This is a genomic window from Alicyclobacillus acidiphilus NBRC 100859 (assembly GCF_001544355.1).
In the GTDB taxonomy this organism is placed as follows: Bacteria; Bacillota; Bacilli; order Alicyclobacillales; family Alicyclobacillaceae; genus Alicyclobacillus; species Alicyclobacillus acidiphilus.
The window spans coordinates 22,410-43,322 of the sequence record NZ_BCQI01000016.1 but is presented as its reverse complement, the minus strand read 5'-3'; the positions used below and the strand labels follow the sequence as shown (position 1 = coordinate 43,322).

Annotated in this window: 20 protein-coding genes; 1 reads left to right on the top strand and 19 read right to left on the bottom strand. The window is 57.1% G+C overall.

Annotated elements, in window-relative coordinates; genetic code table 11:
* Positions 1-115 precede the first annotated feature (115 nt).
* From mfd to yabG, 14 genes are all read right to left on the bottom strand, one after another.
* Positions 116-3,670 carry a transcription-repair coupling factor gene (mfd, locus tag AAC01S_RS08485; protein ID WP_067621258.1) on the bottom strand — a complete coding sequence of 1,185 codons (3,555 nt, stop codon included), beginning with the start codon at positions 3,668-3,670 and terminating at the stop codon, positions 116-118.
* A gap of 31 nt (positions 3,671-3,701) precedes the next feature.
* Positions 3,702-3,941: an anti-sigma-F factor Fin gene (locus tag AAC01S_RS08480; RefSeq protein ID WP_067621257.1), complete on the bottom strand. Its 240-nt coding sequence runs from the start codon at positions 3,939-3,941 to the stop codon at positions 3,702-3,704.
* A gap of 93 nt (positions 3,942-4,034) precedes the next feature.
* Positions 4,035-4,607, bottom strand: a complete 573-nt coding sequence (pth, locus tag AAC01S_RS08475) for an aminoacyl-tRNA hydrolase (RefSeq protein WP_067621256.1) — start codon at positions 4,605-4,607, stop codon at positions 4,035-4,037.
* Positions 4,608-4,641: 34 nt separating this feature from the next.
* A complete protein-coding gene (locus tag AAC01S_RS08470; RefSeq protein WP_067621255.1) occupies positions 4,642-5,586 on the bottom strand; it encodes a ribose-phosphate diphosphokinase in 945 nt (314 codons plus the stop codon).
* Positions 5,576-6,991, bottom strand: coding sequence for a bifunctional UDP-N-acetylglucosamine diphosphorylase/glucosamine-1-phosphate N-acetyltransferase GlmU (glmU, locus tag AAC01S_RS08465; RefSeq protein ID WP_067621254.1), 1,416 nt, complete (start codon positions 6,989-6,991; stop codon positions 5,576-5,578). Before glmU ends, AAC01S_RS08470 begins: the two co-directional genes overlap by 11 nt.
* A 181-nt stretch (positions 6,992-7,172) precedes the next feature.
* Positions 7,173-7,490: a septation regulator SpoVG gene (gene spoVG / locus AAC01S_RS08460; RefSeq protein ID WP_067621253.1), complete on the bottom strand. Its 318-nt coding sequence runs from the start codon at positions 7,488-7,490 to the stop codon at positions 7,173-7,175.
* A gap of 155 nt (positions 7,491-7,645) precedes the next feature.
* Positions 7,646-8,023 (bottom strand): RidA family protein, encoded by a 378-nt coding sequence (locus AAC01S_RS08455; protein WP_067621252.1) that lies wholly within the window; start codon positions 8,021-8,023, stop codon positions 7,646-7,648.
* Positions 8,024-8,058: 35 nt separating this feature from the next.
* Complete coding sequence (gene purR, locus AAC01S_RS08450) at positions 8,059-8,862, bottom strand: pur operon repressor (RefSeq protein WP_067621251.1); 804 nt, start codon at positions 8,860-8,862, stop codon at positions 8,059-8,061.
* 38 nt (positions 8,863-8,900) lie between these two features.
* On the bottom strand, positions 8,901-9,791 hold the full coding sequence (gene ispE, locus AAC01S_RS08445) for a 4-(cytidine 5'-diphospho)-2-C-methyl-D-erythritol kinase (protein WP_067621250.1): 891 nt from the start codon (positions 9,789-9,791) through the stop codon (positions 8,901-8,903).
* 105 nt (positions 9,792-9,896) lie between these two features.
* Positions 9,897-12,539 (bottom strand): cyanophycin synthetase, encoded by a 2,643-nt coding sequence (cphA, locus tag AAC01S_RS08440; RefSeq protein WP_067621249.1) that lies wholly within the window; start codon positions 12,537-12,539, stop codon positions 9,897-9,899.
* Positions 12,536-13,369, bottom strand: coding sequence for a cyanophycinase (locus AAC01S_RS08435; protein WP_067621248.1), 834 nt, complete (start codon positions 13,367-13,369; stop codon positions 12,536-12,538). Before AAC01S_RS08435 ends, cphA begins: the two co-directional genes overlap by 4 nt.
* Positions 13,370-13,542: 173 nt before the next feature.
* Positions 13,543-13,728, bottom strand: coding sequence for a small, acid-soluble spore protein, alpha/beta type (locus tag AAC01S_RS08430; RefSeq protein WP_169794027.1), 186 nt, complete (start codon positions 13,726-13,728; stop codon positions 13,543-13,545).
* Positions 13,729-13,895: 167 nt separating this feature from the next.
* A complete protein-coding gene (veg, locus tag AAC01S_RS08425; RefSeq protein ID WP_067621285.1) occupies positions 13,896-14,174 on the bottom strand; it encodes a biofilm formation stimulator Veg in 279 nt (92 codons plus the stop codon).
* A 119-nt stretch (positions 14,175-14,293) separates the two neighbouring features.
* Positions 14,294-15,157, bottom strand: coding sequence for a sporulation peptidase YabG (gene yabG, locus AAC01S_RS08420; RefSeq protein ID WP_067621247.1), 864 nt, complete (start codon positions 15,155-15,157; stop codon positions 14,294-14,296).
* A gap of 76 nt (positions 15,158-15,233) precedes the next feature.
* Between yabG and AAC01S_RS08415 the strand changes: the two genes are divergently transcribed.
* Positions 15,234-16,088 carry a glycosyltransferase family protein gene (locus AAC01S_RS08415; protein WP_067621246.1) on the top strand — a complete coding sequence of 285 codons (855 nt, stop codon included), beginning with the start codon at positions 15,234-15,236 and terminating at the stop codon, positions 16,086-16,088.
* 32 nt (positions 16,089-16,120) lie between these two features.
* Here AAC01S_RS08415 and AAC01S_RS08410 read toward each other — a convergent pair whose 3' ends face one another.
* From AAC01S_RS08410 to metG, 5 genes are all read right to left on the bottom strand, one after another.
* Positions 16,121-16,597, bottom strand: coding sequence for a ribonuclease H-like YkuK family protein (locus AAC01S_RS08410; RefSeq protein ID WP_067621284.1), 477 nt, complete (start codon positions 16,595-16,597; stop codon positions 16,121-16,123).
* Positions 16,598-16,712: 115 nt separating this feature from the next.
* On the bottom strand, positions 16,713-17,567 hold the full coding sequence (gene rsmA / locus AAC01S_RS08405) for a 16S rRNA (adenine(1518)-N(6)/adenine(1519)-N(6))-dimethyltransferase RsmA (RefSeq protein ID WP_067621245.1): 855 nt from the start codon (positions 17,565-17,567) through the stop codon (positions 16,713-16,715).
* A gap of 2 nt (positions 17,568-17,569) precedes the next feature.
* The gene (rnmV, locus tag AAC01S_RS08400) at positions 17,570-18,151 is read right to left on the bottom strand and encodes a ribonuclease M5 (protein WP_245630129.1); all 582 of its coding nucleotides are present in this window, start codon (positions 18,149-18,151) and stop codon (positions 17,570-17,572) included.
* A complete protein-coding gene (locus AAC01S_RS08395; RefSeq protein ID WP_174520840.1) occupies positions 18,151-18,924 on the bottom strand; it encodes a TatD family hydrolase in 774 nt (257 codons plus the stop codon). Before AAC01S_RS08395 ends, rnmV begins: the two co-directional genes overlap by 1 nt.
* Positions 18,924-20,909, bottom strand: a complete 1,986-nt coding sequence (gene metG, locus AAC01S_RS08390; protein ID WP_067621243.1) for a methionine--tRNA ligase — start codon at positions 20,907-20,909, stop codon at positions 18,924-18,926. Before metG ends, AAC01S_RS08395 begins: the two co-directional genes overlap by 1 nt.
* Positions 20,910-20,913 lie beyond the last annotated feature (4 nt).

Sequence of the window (20,913 nt, the reverse complement as noted above, 5' to 3'; positions counted from 1 at the left end):
ATGAAGTTTGGTGCAACGGATGTCTGCGTGACAGTATTATGCGACACCAGTTGATCCTCTATGCACCAAGCAATCCATGGGCGCACAGCTTGCCTGCGATCTTCTCGGACAGCTTCTATACTTCGGCCAGCTCCTCGCGATCTTCAGACGCCCGCACGGCGTCGAGGTAATCGGACAAGAAGTTGATCAGCCGCTTCAAGAGTTCCGACGCTTCCATGCCCTTCGTTCGGAACGACACAAAGAACAGGCCGTTCGGCCGACGCGTCGGCTGGCCCTGATGTTTCATGGCCATCGCCAAGGCCTTGCCGAAATCGACTGGACGCACACCCTCGTTTCCGAAGCGAACGGCTGTTTCCGCTCCGTGGGAAGAAATTTGGTCCACGCCGGCCTGCGCCGCCAAACTCTTCAACCGCGTCACGTCGAGCAGGTTTCTGACTTCGGTCGGGAGATCGCCGTAGCGATCCTCCAGTTCTTCCTCGAGATCGTTTGCCTCCATGAGCGTTTGTACGCCGCGGAAGCGTTTGTACATCGCAATCTTTTGAGCGGCGTCCGAAATATAGGTGTCTGGCAGGTAGGCCTCGATCGGAAGATCGATGCTCGGTTCGACGACCTTCTCCACTTCGTCCCCGCGCAATTCGCGAATCGCCTGCGCCAGCATCTCACTGTACATGTCAAAGCCGACGGAGTTGATGAAGCCGTGTTGTTCCGCGCCAAGCAGATTGCCTGCGCCGCGAATGGCCAAATCACGCATCGCGATCTTGAAGCCACTGCCCAACTCGGTAAATTCCTTGATGGCGGACAGCCGCTTCTCGGCGACTTCCGTGAGCACCTTGTCCTTTTGGTACGTGAAGTACGCGTAGGCGATCCGGTTCGAGCGACCAACCCGTCCGCGCAGTTGGTACAGCTGGGACAACCCAAACTTGTCGGCGTCGTAGACGATGAGCGTATTTACGTTGGAAATGTCGAGCCCGGTTTCGATGATGGTGGTCGTGACGAGCACATCGATCTCGCCTTCCAGGAAATCGAGCATCACCCTTTCCAATTCGGCTTCCGCCATCTGGCCGTGGGCGACGCTGACCCTTGCGTCCGGAACCATGGCGCTGATCCGTTCCGCCATCCGGTATATGCTTTGAACCTGATTATAGACAAAGTAGACCTGACCGCCCCGGCCCAGTTCGCGTTCCAACGCCTCTTTGACCAAGCTGTCGTTGTATTCCACGACATACGTTTGCACCGGAAACCGATTTTCCGGCGGCGTTTCAATGACAGACAGATCCCGGACGCCCATCATCGACATATGCAACGTCCGCGGAATGGGCGTCGCCGTCAGCGTCAGGCAATCCACGTTGGCTCGCAACTGCTTCAACCGCTCCTTGTGCGTCACGCCAAAACGCTGTTCTTCGTCGACAATCAGCAGGCCCAAATCCTTGAACTGAATCGATTTCTGCAACAAACGGTGCGTTCCAATGACGATATCGACGCTGCCGTCCTTCAGGCCTCGGATGCATGCCTGGGACTCTTTGCGGCTTCGAAAACGGCTGAGCATATCGACGGTGACTGGGAACCCTGCAAAGCGCTCCTTGAAGGTCTCGTAATGCTGCTGGGCCAACACGGTCGTCGGCACCAGGACAGCCACTTGCTTCCCGTCCATGGCCGCCTTGAACGCGGCGCGCACCGCGACTTCCGTCTTGCCATATCCCACATCGCCGCAGAGCAGTCGATCCATGGGCCGTGATCGCTCCATGTCCCGTTTGATATCGGCGATCGCGCGCAATTGGTCGGGCGTCTCCTCGTAAGGGAACATGTTCTCGAAATCGGCCTGCCATGGGCTGTCAGGCGAAAAGGCGTGGCCTGGCGTCGCTTCGCGCTGCGCGTACAACTTGACCAAGTCGGCGGCGATGTCTTTGACCGTCTTGGAGACGCGATTCTTGACCTTTTGCCATTCCCCGCCGCCAAGGTGGTACAATTTGGGCTCGCGTTCGCCCGATCCGACATAGCGCTGAATTTGGTCGATTTGATCCACAGGGACATAGAGGCTGTCGTTTCCGGCATAGCTGAGATAGAGATAGTCGTTGTGTCGTCCGTCGACTTCGAGCGTTTTAATCCCCATGTACTTGCCGATCCCGTGGTTTGCATGGACGACGTAGTCGCCGACGTTGAGTTCTTGGTAGCTCTTGATACGTTCCGCGTCGGAGACGTCGGGCCTCATCCGCCTGTGCTTCCGCTTCGCCGTGAACACTTCGTTCTCGACAACGACAACGAGTCGATTGAGGGGCAATTCGAATCCACTTGACAAGTTTGCCACGACAATTTGCGGGACCGTCGCGTCCGGCGAAAACTCGTTGACTTTGTGGGCCTCGATCCGATAGTCGGCCAGGACGCGTTCCAAATGAGTCGCTCTCTCGGCTGTCGCGGCGGCGAATAGCACTCTCAGTCCAGAACGCTGCCAGCGCGCCACCTCGGACTTCAAAACATTCATTTGTCCATGGAAGTTCTGCATGCTCCGGGATGTCACGTTGAGAACGTTCGCCAGCCGAGTCGTCCCAGCGGCCCGCGCAAACGTGGAGAACTGCACTTTCGGCGCGACCAAGGACGCGATCTCCGCTTCGTAATCGATTTCTTTCATCGTCCCCGACAACGCGTCGCCGCGCATCAAAGCTGCCGTGAGCCATTCGGAAAATTCCTTGACCAAGGACTTGCTGCGCTCCGACAGGCGGGTCGTTTCATCGAGACAGAGGAAATACGGACCTGTCACGTAGGAGAACAGCGTGTCCATATGCTCTGGAAACAAAGCCTGATACCGCACGATCCCGGTAAATGTTTGACCATTCTGCAATTTCCGAATATCCGCTCCGATGTTCGTCTGCAGGCGATCACGAATTTCCATATCGGTGACCGTTCGAATCCGCGCCTCCAAATGCTGCTCCAGTTTCTCCGCGGCACGGCTTGCAACCGACGCCGGGACCGCCAGATCGACGGCGGGACCGAAAGCCGTCTCGGTGAGTTTATCGAGTGAACGCTGCGTCGCAGGATCGAACGTCCGTATGGAGTCGATATCTGTGTCGAACCACTCGATCCGATACGGGGCCTCCGCGGACATGGGAAACACGTCGACAATTCCGCCGCGCACGCTGAACTGGCCGCGGGTTTCCACGAGATCGACCCGTTCGTAACCCCCGCGAACGATCTGGCCGACAACGTTTTCCATCGGATTGTCGTCGCCCACCCGCAGGCGAATCATTCCATCGACAAAGTAATTTCTGCTGGTCAAGGGCTGCAGAGCGCCCAGAAGTGTCGTGACAACGACAACAGGACCCTCTTTCAGGAGGGCCTCAAGCACATGTAACCGTTCAGACATGACATCAGAGGACGCGGCATCGAAATCGACCATGGCGTTCTCGCGTTCTGGAAACAAAAGAACCTGTGAATCCGGCAGAAACTCTTTCAAATCTTCCCAAATCGTTTGGGCCTGGCTCGCTGTATGTGTTACGACGACCATTGATTCAGCATGGTTTCCGGAATTGCGCAAGTCGAACAGCGAAGCCATCATTAAATGACGTGCTGCACCGGAGATCCCTGTTACCAGCGCGTCGTTGCGCCTTGGCCCCATCCCCTTCGCCAACGCTTGCAGTGACTCATCGGCTGCCACGAGTTGGACGAGACCTTTCACGCTACTCCTCCTCCCGATCTTGCACCTGTATCTACTGTATGACGTTTCCCTCAATCAGTAGCTCTGGATTCATCGCGACCGCTTGTTCACACGCCTCGCAAACGGTTTGGATCTGAACGTCACCAGCGCGCGACTGGATGACGTCGCGTTGATGATCGCTGTCCAAGTGGTGCAGCCCCAATCGCTGCACCGCGTCGGCATACGTCCAGTTCGCCGCGTCCACGGCGCCTATGGGCCTTTTGCAATATCGACAAACGTATTCGAACCGCATGCGATCCACCCCTGTGTCAGTCAAGTTCATCTGAACACTAGTATGGGGGTAGAACACGGCAAGCATACGTGCCGACGCAATTTTATCCAGGGTCTACGTTGCCGTGGAATTATACTTGTTCATCGCGTGCAAGAAGCCGCGTTCGACCGCCAAGATCGCCGCCTCTGCCGCAGTCTGACAAGCTCGCTCAACCAGTTGCTGCTCATCCCTCGAAAACGTGCCTAAAACGTGATCGATGATATCCGGCCCTGAAACAGGCCGACCGATCCCTATACGAATCCGACAGAACGACTCTGTCCCGAGCGACTGGATAATCGACTTGATACCGTTGTGGCCGCCAGCCCGCCCGGATAGGCGAAGCTTGATCTGGCCAGGTGCGAAATCCATATCGTCGTACACGATCACGATATCCTGCTCGATATCCAATTTATAAAAGTCGACGACCTCACGCACCGCGTTACCGCTCAGATTCATAAACGTCTGGGGCTTGACAAGCAAGACAGGTTCACCCGAGATCCGCCCATCGCCGACAAGCGACTGAAACTTGGACCGGATAACCAATGTGCCGAGTCGTCTCGCGCACTCGTCAATCACCCAAAACCCGACGTTATGCCGCGTTTTTTCATACTTCGGCCCTGGGTTGCCCAGTCCGATGATTGCCTTCATCGTGCGTTCCTCCCACCGCGATTCCGTCACTCGGTCAATCGAACAACTGACTGATGGAGCGCTGTGTATGAACGCGAATGATGGCTTCCGCAATCAATTCCGCCACGGACAGCACGCGAATTTTTTCGATTCGCTTGGCTTCGGGAAGCGCGATGGTATTCGTGACAACCACTTCCTGGATGTCCGAATTCTCAATCCGTTCCACGCCATCCCCGGATAAAACCGGATGGATACAGCAAGCGTACACGCCCTTTGCGCCACGGGCGAGCAATTCCCTCGCGCCAGCCGCAATGGTGCCGGCCGTATCGATCATATCATCAATGAGGATGGCAGTCTTGCCCTGAATGTCACCGATGATGTTCATCACCTGAGCTTCATTGACGTCCGGGCGGCGCTTGTCAATGATCGCAAGGGGAGCGCCCAAGCGTTCCGCGAACTGCCTCGCCCTCGTGACACCACCCATGTCGGGCGACACGACGACCGGATTGTCGATGCGCTTGTCCACAAAATAATCAGCCAATATCGGCATGCCAATCAGGTGATCCAAAGGAATATCGAAGAACCCTTGGATTTGACCGGCGTGCAGATCCATGCAAATCACTCTCGTGGCCCCCGCCGTCTCCAGAAGGTTGGCGACGAGTTTGGCCGTGATGGGATCTCTGGCCCGGGCTTTGCGATCCTGGCGCGCGTACCCGTAATACGGGATCACGACATTGATGGCCCTCGCCGAAGCCCGCTTGATGGCGTCGATCATAATGAGCAGTTCCATCAGATGCTCGTTTACCGGAGCGCTTGTCGGCTGAATGATGAACACGTTGCTGCCGCGAACGCTTTCGCCCAATTTAATTCGCACTTCTCCATCTTTGAACCGACTGACATCGCATGCAGTCAGCGATACACCAATGTAGTCCGCAATTTCTTGGGCTAATGCGGGATTGGCGTTTCCCGTGACCAGTTTCAAGTCCGAATCAATGGCCACCAGCTTCCCCGCCTTTCACTGTGGGTTGATTACCCGCTCTTCTCGCTTTCCAGGCCCGCACGTAATTGGGCTTGGTCGTTTGCGGTGTTCGAGCAATCACAAACGCGTCGTCTGCCGCGTCCTCCGTCACGGTCGATCCGGCGCATACGTACACGCCCTCGCCAATCGTCAACGGAGCAATCAGGTTCGCGTTGGAGCCGATGAAACTCCCGTCTCCCACGACAGTCCGGTGCTTTTTCTCACCGTCGTAGTTCACCGTGACAACGCCGCAGCCGATGTTCACGTCTCGACCGATCTCCGCGTCACCAACATACGCAAGATGGCTGACTTTGGTGTCGTCTCCGAGAACCGTATTCTTCAGTTCCACGAAGTCCCCGACCTTGCAGCGCGCGCCGACCTTGGTACCTGGGCGCAAGTAGGCGAACGGCCCGACTTGAGCTTCTTCGCCGATCTCGCTTTCGACGCTGACCGTGTATTGCACAACGGCCCGCTCCCGGACGACCGTATCCACCAGACGCGTGTTTGGCCCAATGGTCGCAAAGGAAGCGACATGGGTTTCACCAGCGAGGATGGTTCCCGGCAACAGCGTCACATCCGGCGAAAGCCGCACTGACGCCTCGATGTACGTGTTGCCCGGATCCACAATGGTGACGCCATCCCGCATCCACTTTTGCAAGATCATTTGTCTGGCCAGCGCCTCGACCTGAGACAGCTGCAAACGGTCATTCACACTCGCAATTTCATGGGGATTTTCGACTTGGAGGGGTACCACCTTGCCACCTTTGTCACCGATGATGGCGAGCGTGTCCGTCAAGTAGTATTCACCTTGCGCGTTGTCGTTTTTCAATTCCTCCACCGACATCCGCAAAGCGGCTCTGTCGTACGCGTAAACACCTGTGTTGATCACGTGGTTCGCGCGTTCTTCTGGGGTAGCGTCCTTCTCTTCGACAATCCTGGCGACGTGACCTTGATGGTTGAGAAACACGCGACCAAGGCCAGTCGGATCCTGGACATCGGCGGTCAGTATCACCGCGTCGGCCTGTTCACTGTCCTTCATCTTGAACAGACCCTCGATGGTCTTTGCTTGAATCAACGGAGCATCTCCATAGAGAACGACGACTGTGTCCACGTCGGATCGCAATTTGGGCAAGGCCGCCTTCACCGCGTCGCCAGTGCCCTTTTGCTCCTCTTGTATCGCAATATCCGCTCTGGATCCGACAGCCTCTATCACTTTCTCCCGCTGCTGCCCCACCACAACAATCGTTTGGTCGACGCCCAGCTCTTCGAGCGTATCCAAAATATGATGGATCATCGGCTTCCCACAAACGGGATGAAGCACTTTGTGAGTTTGCGACTTCATGCGTGTGCCGTGGCCGGCAGCAAGCACAATCGCACTCTTGGTCATATAATCTCCTCCACAACGGATAACAGTGGACGTTTCCGAGCTTTCGTAAGACACTTGCTCCGAACCTCAGTGTACCCGAAGGAGCTTCCGCATTTCAATTTTCGAACCGAGTGGACACAAAAAGGACATAGGCATGCAAATGGACGTAAAAAAGCCCTGACCGCTGTCAGGGCAAAAATGATTATGCCGTTGGTTCTTCTACATGGAGTTCTTGTTGTTGGACGTCCAACGAAGATTCTTCGGTATCGCCGCCCTGGAAATACGCCTGAAGGACCGCGTCTTGAATCTTCTGTCTCGTGATGGACGAAATGGGATGCGCAATATCTCGAAATTCACCGTCGGGCGTCTTTTTGCTTGGCATTGCAACGAACATTCCGTTGTTGCCGTCGATGATTCGAATATCGTGAACGACAAACTCACTATCAATTGTGATGGAGGCGATGGCTTTCATCCGTCCGTCCGTCGACACTCTTCGAAGTCTGACATCTGTGATTTGCACCCTTATCACCACCCTGCTGGCCACGATTGGTCGATTATTCCTCTTTAACCAATTCAACAGGGTGTTTTGAACTCCTGCATATCCGTCATAATTTTTTCAGAATTCGACGTTATAGGTCGAATCCTGTACCGCAGCCTGCTGTCGACCGCCCTTGATCAGTTGCCGCAATAGGCCACAAGCTCGATTTCCACCTCGGCCCCTCTGGGCAATGCCGCAACCTGAACCGTGGATCGTGCGGGCTTGTGCGAACCGAAAAAGGCGGCGAATTGTTCGTTGACCGTCGCAAAGGCGCCGAGATCGGTCATAAAGATGGTCGCCTTGACCACTTGATTGCGAGACACGCCAGCAGCTTGCAACACCGCGTCGAGATTTTTGAACACTTGGGCAGCCTGTTGCTCGACGCCGCCAGTCACCAATTCGCCGTCGACGGTCAGTGGAATCTGGCCTGACGTGTAAAGAAACGGACCGACCTGGATTGCCTGCGAATAGGGGCCGATGGCGGCTGGAGCCTGATTGGTCTCGATGATCTGCATGAACACACTCTCCTCGTCGATGGATATCTTGATGGTTATCGTTCAGAAAAACACGGGCGAATGTCGATCTGGTTTTCGCTCAGAAGATGGATCTGCAAAAGCGACACATAAGAATCGACCATCTTGCGCGCTGGCTCGGCAGTCGACATGAAGACGGCCGTTCCCACCACTTCCGCTTCGAACTCACCCAGCAGCTCGCGGACAGCCCGAGCGGTCGCGCCAGCCCGCATGAAGTCGTCCACAATCAACGCCCTGGCCTCTTTCGGAATCAACCGCTTGCTCAGCGACATCGTTTGAATGCGCTTGGCCGATCCCGACACATAGTGCGTCGTGACGGAAGCCCCTTCTGTCACGCGTTGATCCCGGCGGACGATGGCCACAGGCACGTGCAAGTAGCGCGCGACGGCAGCGGCGAGGGTGATGCCTTTCGTTTCAATGGTCACCACGACATTGATTCCGTCGGATCGAAAGCGGGAGCTCACCAGCCGCCCGACCATGTCGAGCACGTCCGGATCGCCCAATATGTCGGACAAGTAGACAAACTCGCCCGCCAACACGCGTTTTTCGTTGGACAACCGATGGGCCAAATCGGACAGAAACGCCTCCGCCTCGGCACGAGGCACTCGAGGATGAAAGCGGACGCCGCCCTGCGCTCCGACGAACGTCTCGATGACCCCCGTCTCAGCCTGCGCCAGCGTGTCTCGCACCAACGCGACGTCTTCGCTCAAAGTCGACTTGGATATCCCCCACACTTCGGACAACTGCGTGAGGCCGACAGGTGCCGCCGGACGCTCGATCAAGCGTTGGGTAAGCCGTATCAATCGTTCGAGGCGCTGCATGATACTCCCCCTCCGCCTCACGATCCGCGTCGCGGCCATCACACGGATTTCATTTCTTCCGGTTCCGATGTCCCTTCTCCGGACACGAAACGCGTGATATAGACGTCTTTCATCACACCGCGCAAGGCGTTGTACATCCGATTTGCCTGGCCCGCGGTCGCGGCTAAACAGAACAGTGTCGGTCCGCTGCCGGACATGTGCACCGGATGATGCGTCACGGCTGCCACTTTGTCCGCCAAAGCCTGAAGCTCGGGGTACATGCGAAAGGTGACTCGCTGCAGTGTGTTCGAAACTGTTGAAGGAATGTCGTCAATTTGCAGCGCCTGCAATTTTTCCACCATGTCTCCCGAACGAGGGTTGTCCGTGAAATCGGATGGGACGAGTCCCTGGTACACGTCCGCCGTCGACACGAACAAGCGCGGATGAATCAGCACCACGTGCAGATTGCAGCCATGGACAATCCGCGTCAGCCGCTCGCCTCGCCCCCGCGCCACGGCGGTGCCGCCGTACACGCAGAACGGCACATCGGAGCCAATCTGAGCGCCGATGTGAGCCAATTCATCCAACGTCAGCCCAGTCTCGTACAGCTCGTTGAGACCGCGCAACACCGCGGCCGCATCGCTGGATCCCCCCGCCAAACCCGCTGCGACAGGAATGTGTTTTTCAAGTTGAATATGTACCCCGGCATCCGTTCTGGTATGTTCGAAAAACCGTTTGGCTGCCTGAACAGCCAAATTGCGATCATCTGTTGGAATGCCCGGCGACGAGCTGTCCAACGTAATTTCGCCGGAAGGACGCTTATCCAGCCACACGAGATCCGACAAGTCGATGCTTTGCATGACCATGTCCACCTCGTGATAACCGTCATCTCTCCGGTGAAGGACGTCCAGTGTCAAATTAATTTTGGCATATGCCCGATTCAGCAGCAAAAGTCCCCACCTCGACTAAAACTAGCATGCCGAGGCAGGGACACAAAGTCAAGCTCCCGTAGGGGTTGTCCGAGAAGTGAAGCGATCCTCAGAACAATGCGTATATCACAGCAGCGCGTACGTCGGTTTCTGCGTCCACTCGATTTGTTGAACGCGCGTCGCGCCCATTGCCGCCAGTTCGGCTTCCAGCACATCGGCCTTTTCATAGAACATGCAGGCGATGTCTTCCGCCTCCAACATCGTCACAGCCAGCCGCAGTGCATTCGGCTCTTCGAGGCGAATCACCGTCAACTTCTCCGGCGCGCACTTTCGTATGGCTTCGTTGAGCAAGCGCGCAACCTCGCCCGGTTGGCGCCCGCGAAGATCCTCGTCTTCTTTGATGACAAATCGATCGAACCAAGGCGCCAAGGCCTCGCCCGCCTGTTCGATCACGCTGTCAGCCCGATCCCCCGGCACACCGACTACGCCGATCAGGTGACGATGCGGAACCGCCGCCAGCCACTCGCCCATTCGCTTGAACCCTGCTGGATTGTGCCCGTAGTCGAGGACGACGTGCGAGCCGTTCGGCAAACGGTAGATCATGCATCGCCCTCGGTTGTCCTCTGGCGCAAACGTTCGCAGGGCCTTCGCGACCACCCGCCGCGTCAAGCCAGCCGCGCGCATGGCGGCCGTCGCCAGCAAGGTGTTTTCCACATGAAAACCAATCGTGCCGCCGAGGGTCAGGGGCACATCGGTCAGTGAGAGCAGCGTGCGACGCGTTTTTCCGGACGCCTCGACAATCGCGTGATCGTCCACATAAAATGCTGTCCCCCCACTCAAGACATGCTGACGGACATGAGGGTTTTCCGGCGACGATGCAATCAGGACAGGCCGAGCCTTGAACTTTTTGGCCATCGCCATCACGTGTTCATCGTCCGCGTTGAGCACCACCGTACCATACGGATGTACACATTCGCCGACGAGCGACTTGACGTGCATGATGTCGTCCAGTGTGTCCAGCGAATCCTGTCCGACGTGATCGAGCGAGATGTTCGTGATTACGGCGACATCGGCGAGATCGTAGGCCAAGCCGCCGCGGATGATGCCGCCGCGCGCCGTCTCGAGGACCGCCACTTCAACAGTGGGATCGGACAGCACGAGCCTCGCGCTGCGCGGCCCCGTGGTGTCGCCCGGTTGAATGAGCTCACCGCCGATGTACACGCCGCCGGTGGACGTGAATCCGACCGTTCTGCCATCCACTTGAAAACCGTGCGCAATCAAGCGAGTGGTCGTCGTCTTGCCGTTGGTCCCAGTCACGGAGATAATCGGAATTCTCCCCGTCTGTTCGTCTGGGTAGAGCGATTGAACCACCGCGTCGGCAACCGCGCGCCGCTTCCCATGCGACGGATGTTCGTGCATGCGAATCCCCGGCGCGGCGTTCACCTCAATCACGGCGCAAGTGTCGCGAGAGGCCGGCACGTGGATATCCTGAACGACCATGTCGACCCCGCAGACGTCCAGTCCGATGCGCCGCGCGCTGCGCTCCGCCATGCGGCGATAGGATATGTCGATCTCATCGGTCACGTCGCGCGCCTCGCCGCCCGTCGACAGATTGGCGCTTTCGCGCAGATAGACCCGCTCTCCAAACGCCGGAACATCGTCCAACGTGATGCCCTGCTTGCGCAGGGTGGCCTCGACCACCTCGTCCACCTCGATGATCGAAAGCGGCTTTCCGTGGCCGCTGCCGCGCCGTGGATCGCGGTTGACAAGGTCAATCAAATCGCGGACGGAGTGATTGCCGTCGCCGAGGACGGATGCCGGTTCGCGCACCGCCGCCGCCACACAGCGCCCCCCAACGACCAGCAGCCGCACATTCGTGCCTGTCACATATTCTTCGATCACGATGGACCGCCCGTATTTCCTCGCAATTTGATAACTTTGGCGAACCGCCGCTTCCGTGGCGACGTTCAGCGAAACGCCGATCCCTTGCCGCCCATCGAGCGGTTTCACCGCGACTGGGCCGCCAATGTACGCAAACCAGTCGACCGCTTCATCTTCCGTTGTCGCGATCCCGCCGTACGGAACAGGAATCCCTGCGTCGCTCAACAACTGTTTCGTCAACGCTTTGTCCGACGCGATATCCGCCGCCACACACGACGTCTGATCCGTAATCGTGGCTTCGACCCGCTTGAGCCACTTTCCGTAGCCGAGCTCCAACAGACTGCCGGCAATCCGCCGAACTGGAATGTTGCGCCGCTTGCAGGCATCCACGATGGCTTGCGTGCTCGGTCCGAGCGAGTACCGTTCGTGCAACTGCCTGCCGCGATTGATAATCTCATCCAGCGACGGAGGGTCTTGGCGTTCCGTCAAGGCGCTGACCGCACGGATGGCCTCAGCCAGCAGTTCCTTCTGCAATTCGTAGCACTCGCACTCCATGACGATGTCGTAATGCCCTGGGCCATCCGCGTAGACGGTCTTGCCGTAATGCACGTTCAGGCCAATCAGCGTGGCCAACTCAATGGCGACATGTTCGCAAATGTGTCCAAAGTACGTGCCGCCGTAGAGCCGCTCCACGAAACCGCCTGGCTCGCCTTTCGCGCAATGGTGTTCCGCCAATCCGGGAAGATAACCCAGCAGCGATTCCGTAAATCCAGGAAAATCGGTGCTCTCTTTTTCTGTCCACTGTTCAAGATGGACTCTGGCGACGAGAATCGGTTTATACAAATAGACGTTCGGACCCTCAATATGCCGAACAGATATGATTTTCATTGAGCAAGCTCCTTGTGACGAACCCATTCATCGAAGTCTGGAATTGGTTTGCGTTCTCTCAAGAGAAATCCACAACCTTCAGGAAGCATGTGCAATGTCACCCCGCATAAGGCCAACGACTCGTCCCGCCTCACTCTATCCAAGTTGGAATACGTGACTCTGCCAGCATCGACGATACTGACTGCCCCCTGTCCGATGACCTGCAACACGTGATCTTTCACAATGACCGCCGTGTTTTCGTCGATACCAAGCCCCAGGTGGTGCGGGTACTGCGCCACTGCCGACAGCAGACGGCCAAGCCGCCCGCGTTGCGCAAAATGCTGGTCAACGACGGCACCGTCGAGAAACTCCATGCCAGGCGCCATGTCGACGATGGAGGCTCGAGGGTTGGTTTCGGCCTCGCCCTCGACGATCATCGTGCTCGACATCATGGAAGCCCCCGCGCTGGTTCCACCCAGCACGACGCCGCGATGATGCGCTTCGTGGAGGGCAGCGTCGACACGCGTGCCTCCCAGGAGTTTTGTAATTCGGAGCTGATCGCCTCCTGTGAAATAAATACAGGTTGCATCTTGAATCATCTTGATGGCGCTATCGAGGTTGGCCGCCTCCCGGTGCGACACATCGAATGTCCGGACATCGGCCACGCCGATCCGCTGAAACACTTCGATGTACTCGCTGCCGACTTCAACAGGCAATTCGGTGGCCACCGTGATCACAAGCACCCGGGCATGCGAACCGCCGCCTAGTTCCACGAACCGACGTAAGATCCGGCACTCGCCTGTCTTGTCCTCTGCACCGCCCACAATCACCAAAGCACCCGGATGAGCCAAACGGTCTTCTCCTCCTCAGATTACCTGGCGCATTTCTCGAAAAAACAACAGAACTATGTTTGCCCACTATGCGCGATGATATCCCCCGCGTGCGCATCAACCCCCTGAAGAACGCGAAAAGGGGCCGCCTCTTCAGTCATCGACGATGACTGAGGAGACAGCCCCTTCGTTCGTTACTGACGCGCGGTCTTATCTGCCATAGCCTGCTCTGCGATCTCGATGGCGCGCTTCACCATGTTCCCTGCATCCCGCGCTTTTATTCCACCCCAGCCCTCCTGGGCCACGGTGTCGTAGAAGCCCAGTTCTTTCGCAAGTTCCACTTTCAAAGCCTCTGACATCGTTCCGCCACGCCTTGCCATGCCAAATCCCTCCTTGCAGTCAGCAACGACACAACTATTGTGTTTCCAATCCGAGGTCTCCATTCTGTATAAAATTTCCATAAACACTCATGGCCTTTGTGCCGAAAGACAACAAAAGCGGGGCTCGCGCCCCGCCGAAAAGACGAATCAAATTCGTCAGCATTCTATCATGATTGTTCCAAAGCGAACTTCGCGGTATTGCCGTCATCTTTGAACAGCATCAGTTCCACGGTTTCTGTAAGAACATCTGCGTAACTATACGATACACGCTCGAACGAACCATCGGGTGGATCCAATTTCACCACAAACACCGATGGATAAGTTTCTTCCAGAACACCGAAGCGCTCGACCGTCTTTCGTCTTCCTCCGTTTGCCCGGAGCAACACGCGTTCGCCGATGAGTCCATCCAGACTCTTTTTGATCTCGTGGAGCGCATTTTTTGCCAACACACACCACCTCTTTCCGTGAAAATTATATCACGGCACAAGGGTGGTGTCAATACAAAGAAAACATTATATCAGCGCATGATTTTTGTTGTCAATGGGTATTTTACGACGTTGACGGGTCACGAATACGCTGATTTGGGCAATCCCAGCCGATATTTACCTCGGGACTCCAGCCCGCCGATCCCGTCCGTCCCTGTATACGTCGACTTGACCACGTCGTACAGGTTGACCGTCTCATGGATGGGCGTGAACGCGATCTTCTCGGCGATAAACACCGGATCCAACGCGTGAATCATGATTCGCTGGGGCGAAGACGCAAAGTTGGCGCCTGCGTCTAATATGCCTTCAAAGTGAGATTGGCATGCGCCGGCGATAATGACGAGATCGTCCATGTTCCGAACGTACTTCCGGGCATTCGCAACGGTCCTCACAAAGTTTTGCGAATTTCTGTAGTTGCGAATATCCGACCAATCCTTGCCCTTTTTGATGACGCCGTCGTGCCCCGTGATAATTAGGATGTCAGGCTCATACTGTTCAAGCAGGCCGATCACGGCGGCAGGCATTTGAACCTCCGAAACATGTTGCCCGACAGCCCGAATACCGAGCTCTTGATACATTTTCAAGCACTTCTGAAGATAGGTTCCATCCCCATCGAGATGAAGCACCCGGCCGGGACGCTCAAAAAAATCGGGATGGCTTAAAAATCGGCTCTCCTTTCGCAGGGCACGCTTTTCGTATTCGTGCGCACGGCGTGTCTGTATCAATCGAAGGCATTCACCCTCGACTTGGTTTCGCGCTGCCTCGAATTGCCGCAGCTCATCCTCGCTCACCTTGGCGAGATCGTCAAAGGGGGCATCCGCCATGAGTCGAACGTCGATACCTTTGAGGATGGCCGTCTCCGTCTCTTCATCGATCTCGACGACCACGAAGCAGACGTCTTTCCCGTACGACTTGCGCGTAACCATTTCGCCCGCCTTCCACATGTAACCACCCCTCACGAACGCATCTGACATACCATATGCACGGCAGCACCTTTGTGACAGGAGCGGAGGTTGGAGGATGCTTCGAAGCTCAGAAAGCGAAAAGAAACGCACGATTGCCGTCATATCGGCGCAAAACGAAGAAAAATCCATATCCAATGTGCTGCGTCAACTGGCGAGAGCGGGCGTCGACAACGTCGTTCTCGTCTGCAACGGCAGCGAAGACGAAACGCTGGAACGGGCGCGCGAGACCATCGGTCAGCTTGGAATGTGCGCACAGTTGCTGTGGTTTAAGCGTCCGCTCGGCCATGATGTGCCGCGGGCGATAGGCGCGTACGCGGCCTTACGCGCCTATCGAGGCGCAGGTGGAGTGTTGTTTGTCGATGGCGACTGGGCCGGATCGTTCGGACCCATGCTCGAAGGGTTTCTCACCCGAGCCATGGAGCAGAGTGCGGACATATTGGGCATCGATTCCAGCAGCCTGCCGGAAGGCAGCGCCGCAGCGCTCGACGAAGCGTGGACAATGGCCCTGTCCATGCAACACAATGCCCCTGCCGACATCGTGCCCTATGTATTGCCGATGTGGGTCAAATGCAGCGTGTTTCAATCCGTTTCCCCGCGCTGGCTGGCATACCCAGGCGCATGGTTCGCCGCGACCGTCCAATCCGGATGCCGCTGGTCGTCGCACCCAGAATGGGACATGCGCCTATTGGGTCATCTCAGCCGATCCGCGGCGCACCGAAAGTCCGTGGACCAGTTGATTCACGCAGACGGTTTAATGGCTTTGGCGTGGCTCCAGAGCGGAGACAGCGACGTCAGCGCGCACGCCGCCTATGAGCGTAGTCGGGTGTCACTGATTCGCGACTTGCCAACGCGAGACGTCCAGAGATTAAACCGATTTGCGAGTCGACTGACGTACAACAACGAGGAATGACGCGCGGTCTCCGATACGAATTCTTTGCGGCACTAATTCTTTGTGTATCGATCCGCCACTTTCGACGCTCCGAACGAATCGGGCTTGATGCGAGCGGCGTAGCCGTTCATCTCAATCCACGAGACGATTTCCCGGATCCATTGCTTCGTCTCGCCGTGTTCCCCGATATCCAAATGGACTTCGATATGCCAATCGTTCCCGTCGTTTTGAAGTTGTTCCGTGAGCAAACCACCGGTGTGAATGGAGAGTGAGGCTTCGGTGAACATGCGCTGGCGAAGCGCGCGGATATTGGAATGATGTTCTTTGTGGACGAAATATCGAGCACCGTGCCCGACGTGGTGAAGGATGACCGCTGTAACAAACGTCGCTTCCGTCCCTTGGGCTTTCGGCTGAGAGTCCGTGCCGATGATCAGTCGGTAGTCGCCTCGAGGGTTTGTTCCGCGTTGCCTGGATATATCCCTGGCGACCTGTTCAAGTGTCAGCATGCCTAGTGTCGGACTGCGAAACATCACATCGCATCCCCCCTTGTACCTAAGGCTAGTATATTCCTCCTTCAGCGAAAGCGGGAAACGTCAACAGAATTTTTACAATTCACAGGCCAATTTCGACGAAAGCTGGCCCACGTCAAAATTGCTCGGCCAGCTTGGAAAACTGCGAGATCGACAATGTCTCGGCTCTCGCTGACGGATCGATCCCGGAAGCTTCAATGCGCGCGGCGCACACGTCCTTCGGGATCGAAAGCGCGCCAGCCAAGGCGTTGAGCAAGGTCTTTCGCCGAGTCGCAAACGCCGCTCGGACGATGCGAAAAAACACGGCCTCGTCTTTGACTCGCGCATCCGGAGGATTCGCGCAATCCAGCAGGACCACGGCCGAATCGACTCCAGGTTGCGGGACGAACGCGCTCGGCGGGACGATGAACAGCCGATTCACCCGGGCCCGATACTGCACGCTGACCGAAAGAACACCGTAATCCTTGCCGCCGGGCTTGGCCGCCATCCTGTCCGCCACTTCCCGCTGCACCATGACCACCGCGCGTTTCACAGGTAATCCCGACTCAAGGACGGCGAATAGGATGGGCGTCGTGATGTAGTAGGGCAGGTTTGCCGCAAAGACCAGTTCGTCCCCTTCATCCAGGTACGGCGTCACGAGTTGGACGAGGTCCACTTTCAAACAGTCTTCGAACACCACGTCGACGTTTGTGGCGGACGTCAGCGCGTCGCTCAATACAGGGCGCAGCGACTCGTCCTTTTCGATGGCGATCACGCGTTTCGCCCGCTTTGCAAGATGCGTTGTCAAGGCGCCAGCCCCCGGTCCGACTTCCAGCACCACAGTCCGATCACTCGGGTTCACTGCCTCGACGATGCCATCGAGCACCCGCGTGTCGATGAGAAAATTTTGCCCCAATTGTTTCTTGGTCACGAAATGATGTTTCTGAAGGAGCGATCTCGTCCCTTCCGAACCATAAGGCACACTGGCCACCTTTACCGCAACCTTTCCACCGCTCGCTTGAATTCTTCCTCCGTAATCCGAACCGCATTCAACTTGTGCAGGAAAGCCTTGGCGTTCCCATAACCAATGCCGAGGGCCTCACCCACGATGCGTCGACGGTTGGCGGCGTCCGGGTGGGCAAGCAGCCCGTGCGCGAGCAAATCCGCCTGTGTAAAGACACCAGACCTGTCGGTGCCCTTTGGCCATTCGTCCCCGATCGGTCGGACGGAGAGAAGCGCCGCCCGAACCGCCTGCGCACAGGCGTGCTCCACGCCCAAGCCGGCTGGGCTGGCGGCATCAGCCCGTGAAATATAGGCGTGCTTGCAGCCAGGAACCGATTGATCGATCCGCCGGCGAATGCGCTCGCCCGGGCCGTCGGGATCTGTCAGAACAATTACGCCGCGATTCGCCGCCGCCTTGCGCAGGAGTTGGAGGACGCGGTACCCAAGCCTGTCTCCCCCGAGCACGATCACGTCGGCGTCAACCGCCTCTAGCACGCGCTGCTTGTCGTGGATCCCTTCCACCACCACAATTTCCGCAATGACAGGTTTTGCATCCATGAACGACTCATGCATCACAACCCCACCTTGCTAAACAGGCGCAGCGCGTTTGCCGTCGTCTGCGCCGCCAAGGCTTCCAACGAGACGTTGCGCACGTCCGCGACTTGCTGGGCGACAATCTTCACGCGACTCGGCTCGTTGCGCTTCCCGCGAAACGGATGCGGCGACAGATAGGGACTGTCCGTTTCGACCAAAATCCTGTCATCCGGAATGACGGCCGCGACCGCTCGGACGTCGTCCGCCTTCTTGAACGTGACAGGGCCGCCAAACGAGATGTACATGCCCATCGCCAAACAGCGTCTGGCATCGTTCTCCGATCCGCTGAAACAGTGCATCACGCCGCCCGATTCGGCCACGTTCATTCTGTCCAACAGTTGGATGATGTCCTCTGTCGATTCGCGATTGTGGACGATGATCGGCAAGCCGACGCGCTTTGCAATCTCGATCTGTCTGGCCATCACATCCTGCTGAACCGCGTGCGGCGCCGAATCCCAGTAGTAATCGAGGCCAATTTCGCCAATCGCCACCACTTTCTCGTGCTTGGCCAATCGTTCGATCTCGTCGAAGTGCGACGCTGGCACATCGTTCGCCGACTCCGGATGGATGCCAACGGCCGCGTACACGTTCGGATACGCCTCGGCGATGCGAATGACTTCGTGCGCGGTGGCGAGATCGACCGCAGGCACAATCATGCGGCCGATCCCCTCCGCTTCGGCGCGGCGAATGACATCGTCGAGATCGTCCGCGAATTGCTGATCCATCAAATGACAGTGCGTGTCGACGAGCATCATTTCACGATGGCCCCGTTTGGCATGCTGTCCGGAACCGTTGCGATGGTCAAGGCATCCCCCTCGGAGGCGCACAGGATCATCCCTTGCGATTCCACGCCGCGCAGCTTCGCGGGTTTCAGATTGGCGACCACGATGACCTTCTTTCCAATCAGATCTTCCGGAGCGTAGTACTTGGCGATGCCCGACACAATCTGCCGGGTTTCCGAGCCTAGGTCGATCTGGAATTGCAGAAGCTTGTCAGCGCCTTCGACTTTGGCGGCCGTCTTGATTTGACCCACGCGGAGTTCGACCTGATCAAACACGTCGATGCCAATCTGCGGCTTGGCCCCCGACTTATCTTGCCCCTTCTCCGCCGCTTTGGCCTGCTGGCCGCTGGTATCCTTTGCCGCCTGTTGGTTCGGCACGGTGCTCGTTGTCATCTCAGTCAAAGCTTCAATCTCCTTTTCCACGTCCAATCTCGGGAACAGCGGTTCTCCCTCGGCCACCCTGCGCCCTCCGACGCCGGCACCGATGTTCAAGGCCGTCCACGCAAATTCCTCGTCGGTCCAACCGAATTGTCGACGGATCACCTTGGGCGCGTCCGGCATCACCGGCTGGACCATGATGGTCGCCAGGCGAATCACCTCGGCCATGTGGTACAGCACGGTCTGCAGCCGTTCCGTCTGGCCCTCTTTATGAAGTTTCCACGGCTGACACTCGTCGATATACTTGTTTCCGCGGCGAACCAGGTTCCAAATTTCCGAGAGCGCCAGCGAAAATTGCATTTCGTCCATATAGCGCTCGACCAGTTCGCGGGTTTGAGCGGCCAAGCTGATGAGCGCTTCCTCCTCGTCCGTCAAGCCAGCCGGCACAGGTATCGCGCCGCCGTAGAACCGATGAAGCATCGCGACGGTACGATGAATCAGGTTGCCGAAGTCGTTCGCGAGATCGTAATTCAAACGGTCCACCATCGCTTCCGGCGTAAAGACGCCGTCCTGGCCGAATGGAATCTCGCGCATCAGGAAATAGCGGAACGCGTCGCGGCCGTAGCGATCAATAAGTTGAAGGGGATCGATCACGTTTCCTTTCGACTTGCTCATCTTCCCGCCCTTGGCCAGGAAGAACCCGTGTCCGAACACCTTCTTCGGGAGCGGCAAATCGAGCGCCATCAGAATGATGGGCCAGTAGATGGTATGGAAGCGAACGATGTCCTTTCCGACCACGTGCACGTCGGCGGGCCAGTATTTTTCGAACTTCGCCTTTGCCTCGGGATCGTCCGATCCGTAGCCAATCGCGGTAATGTAGTTTGTCAGCGCGTCGAGCCAGACGTACACCACGTGCTTGGGATCGCTCTTGACATGGACGCCCCAATCGAACGACGTCCGCGATACGCACAGATCCTGCAGCCCTGGCTCGATAAAGTTCTTGATCATCTCCGTCTTGCGCCCGACCGGTTCGATAAATCCGGGGTTGTCTTCGTAATACTGCAGCAGCCGATCCACGTACTTACCCATCCGGAAGAAGTACGACGCCTCACGCACGAACTGAACTTCCCGCCCGCACTCGGGACACTTCCCGTCTTTCAGTTCCCGTTCGAGCCAGAACGATTCGTCCGGCGTACAGTACCAGCCTTCATACTCGGAGAGATAAATATCGTCCTGCGCCAGAAGGCGTTCAAAGATGTCCGCCACCACTTTTTCATGGCGCTCTTCCGTGGTTCGGATGAAATCGTCGTACGAAATATCAAGTTTTTTCCAGAGCGCTTGAATCCACTCAATGATGGGATCCAGAAACGCCTTTGGTTCAAGTCCGGCCTGCTCTGCCCGAGATTGAATCTTCTGCCCGTGTTCGTCCGTTCCAGTCAAGAAATACACGTCATAGCCTCGCAAGCGTTTGTAGCGAGCCATGGTGTCAGACGCGACCGTGGTGTACGCATGTCCGATGTGGAGCTTGTCATTCGGGTAGTAGATGGGTGTCGTGATGTAAAACGACGGCTTTGACATGGAA

Excerpts from the sequence above, each read along its gene's own strand:
- AAC01S_RS08480 (WP_067621257.1), bottom strand. The coding sequence starts at position 3,941 with ATGCGGTTCGAATACGTTTGTCGATATTGCAAAAGGCCCATAGGCGCC.
- pth (WP_067621256.1), bottom strand. The coding sequence starts at position 4,607 with ATGAAGGCAATCATCGGACTGGGCAACCCAGGGCCGAAGTATGAAAAA.
- glmU (WP_067621254.1), bottom strand. The coding sequence starts at position 6,991 with ATGACCAAGAGTGCGATTGTGCTTGCTGCCGGCCACGGCACACGCATG.
- AAC01S_RS08455 (WP_067621252.1), bottom strand. The coding sequence starts at position 8,023 with ATGCAGATCATCGAGACCAATCAGGCTCCAGCCGCCATCGGCCCCTAT.
- purR (WP_067621251.1), bottom strand. The coding sequence starts at position 8,862 with ATGCAGCGCCTCGAACGATTGATACGGCTTACCCAACGCTTGATCGAG.
- cphA (WP_067621249.1), bottom strand. The coding sequence starts at position 12,539 with ATGAAAATCATATCTGTTCGGCATATTGAGGGTCCGAACGTCTATTTG.
- AAC01S_RS08430 (WP_169794027.1), bottom strand. The coding sequence starts at position 13,728 with ATGGCAAGGCGTGGCGGAACGATGTCAGAGGCTTTGAAAGTGGAACTT.
- yabG (WP_067621247.1), bottom strand. The coding sequence starts at position 15,157 with ATGTGGAAGGCGGGCGAAATGGTTACGCGCAAGTCGTACGGGAAAGAC.
- AAC01S_RS08415 (WP_067621246.1), top strand. The coding sequence starts at position 15,234 with ATGCTTCGAAGCTCAGAAAGCGAAAAGAAACGCACGATTGCCGTCATA.
- AAC01S_RS08410 (WP_067621284.1), bottom strand. The coding sequence starts at position 16,597 with ATGTTTCGCAGTCCGACACTAGGCATGCTGACACTTGAACAGGTCGCC.
- rnmV (WP_245630129.1), bottom strand. The coding sequence starts at position 18,151 with ATGCATGAGTCGTTCATGGATGCAAAACCTGTCATTGCGGAAATTGTG.
- AAC01S_RS08395 (WP_174520840.1), bottom strand. The coding sequence starts at position 18,924 with ATGCTCGTCGACACGCACTGTCATTTGATGGATCAGCAATTCGCGGAC.
- metG (WP_067621243.1), bottom strand. The coding sequence starts at position 20,909 with ATGTCAAAGCCGTCGTTTTACATCACGACACCCATCTACTACCCGAAT.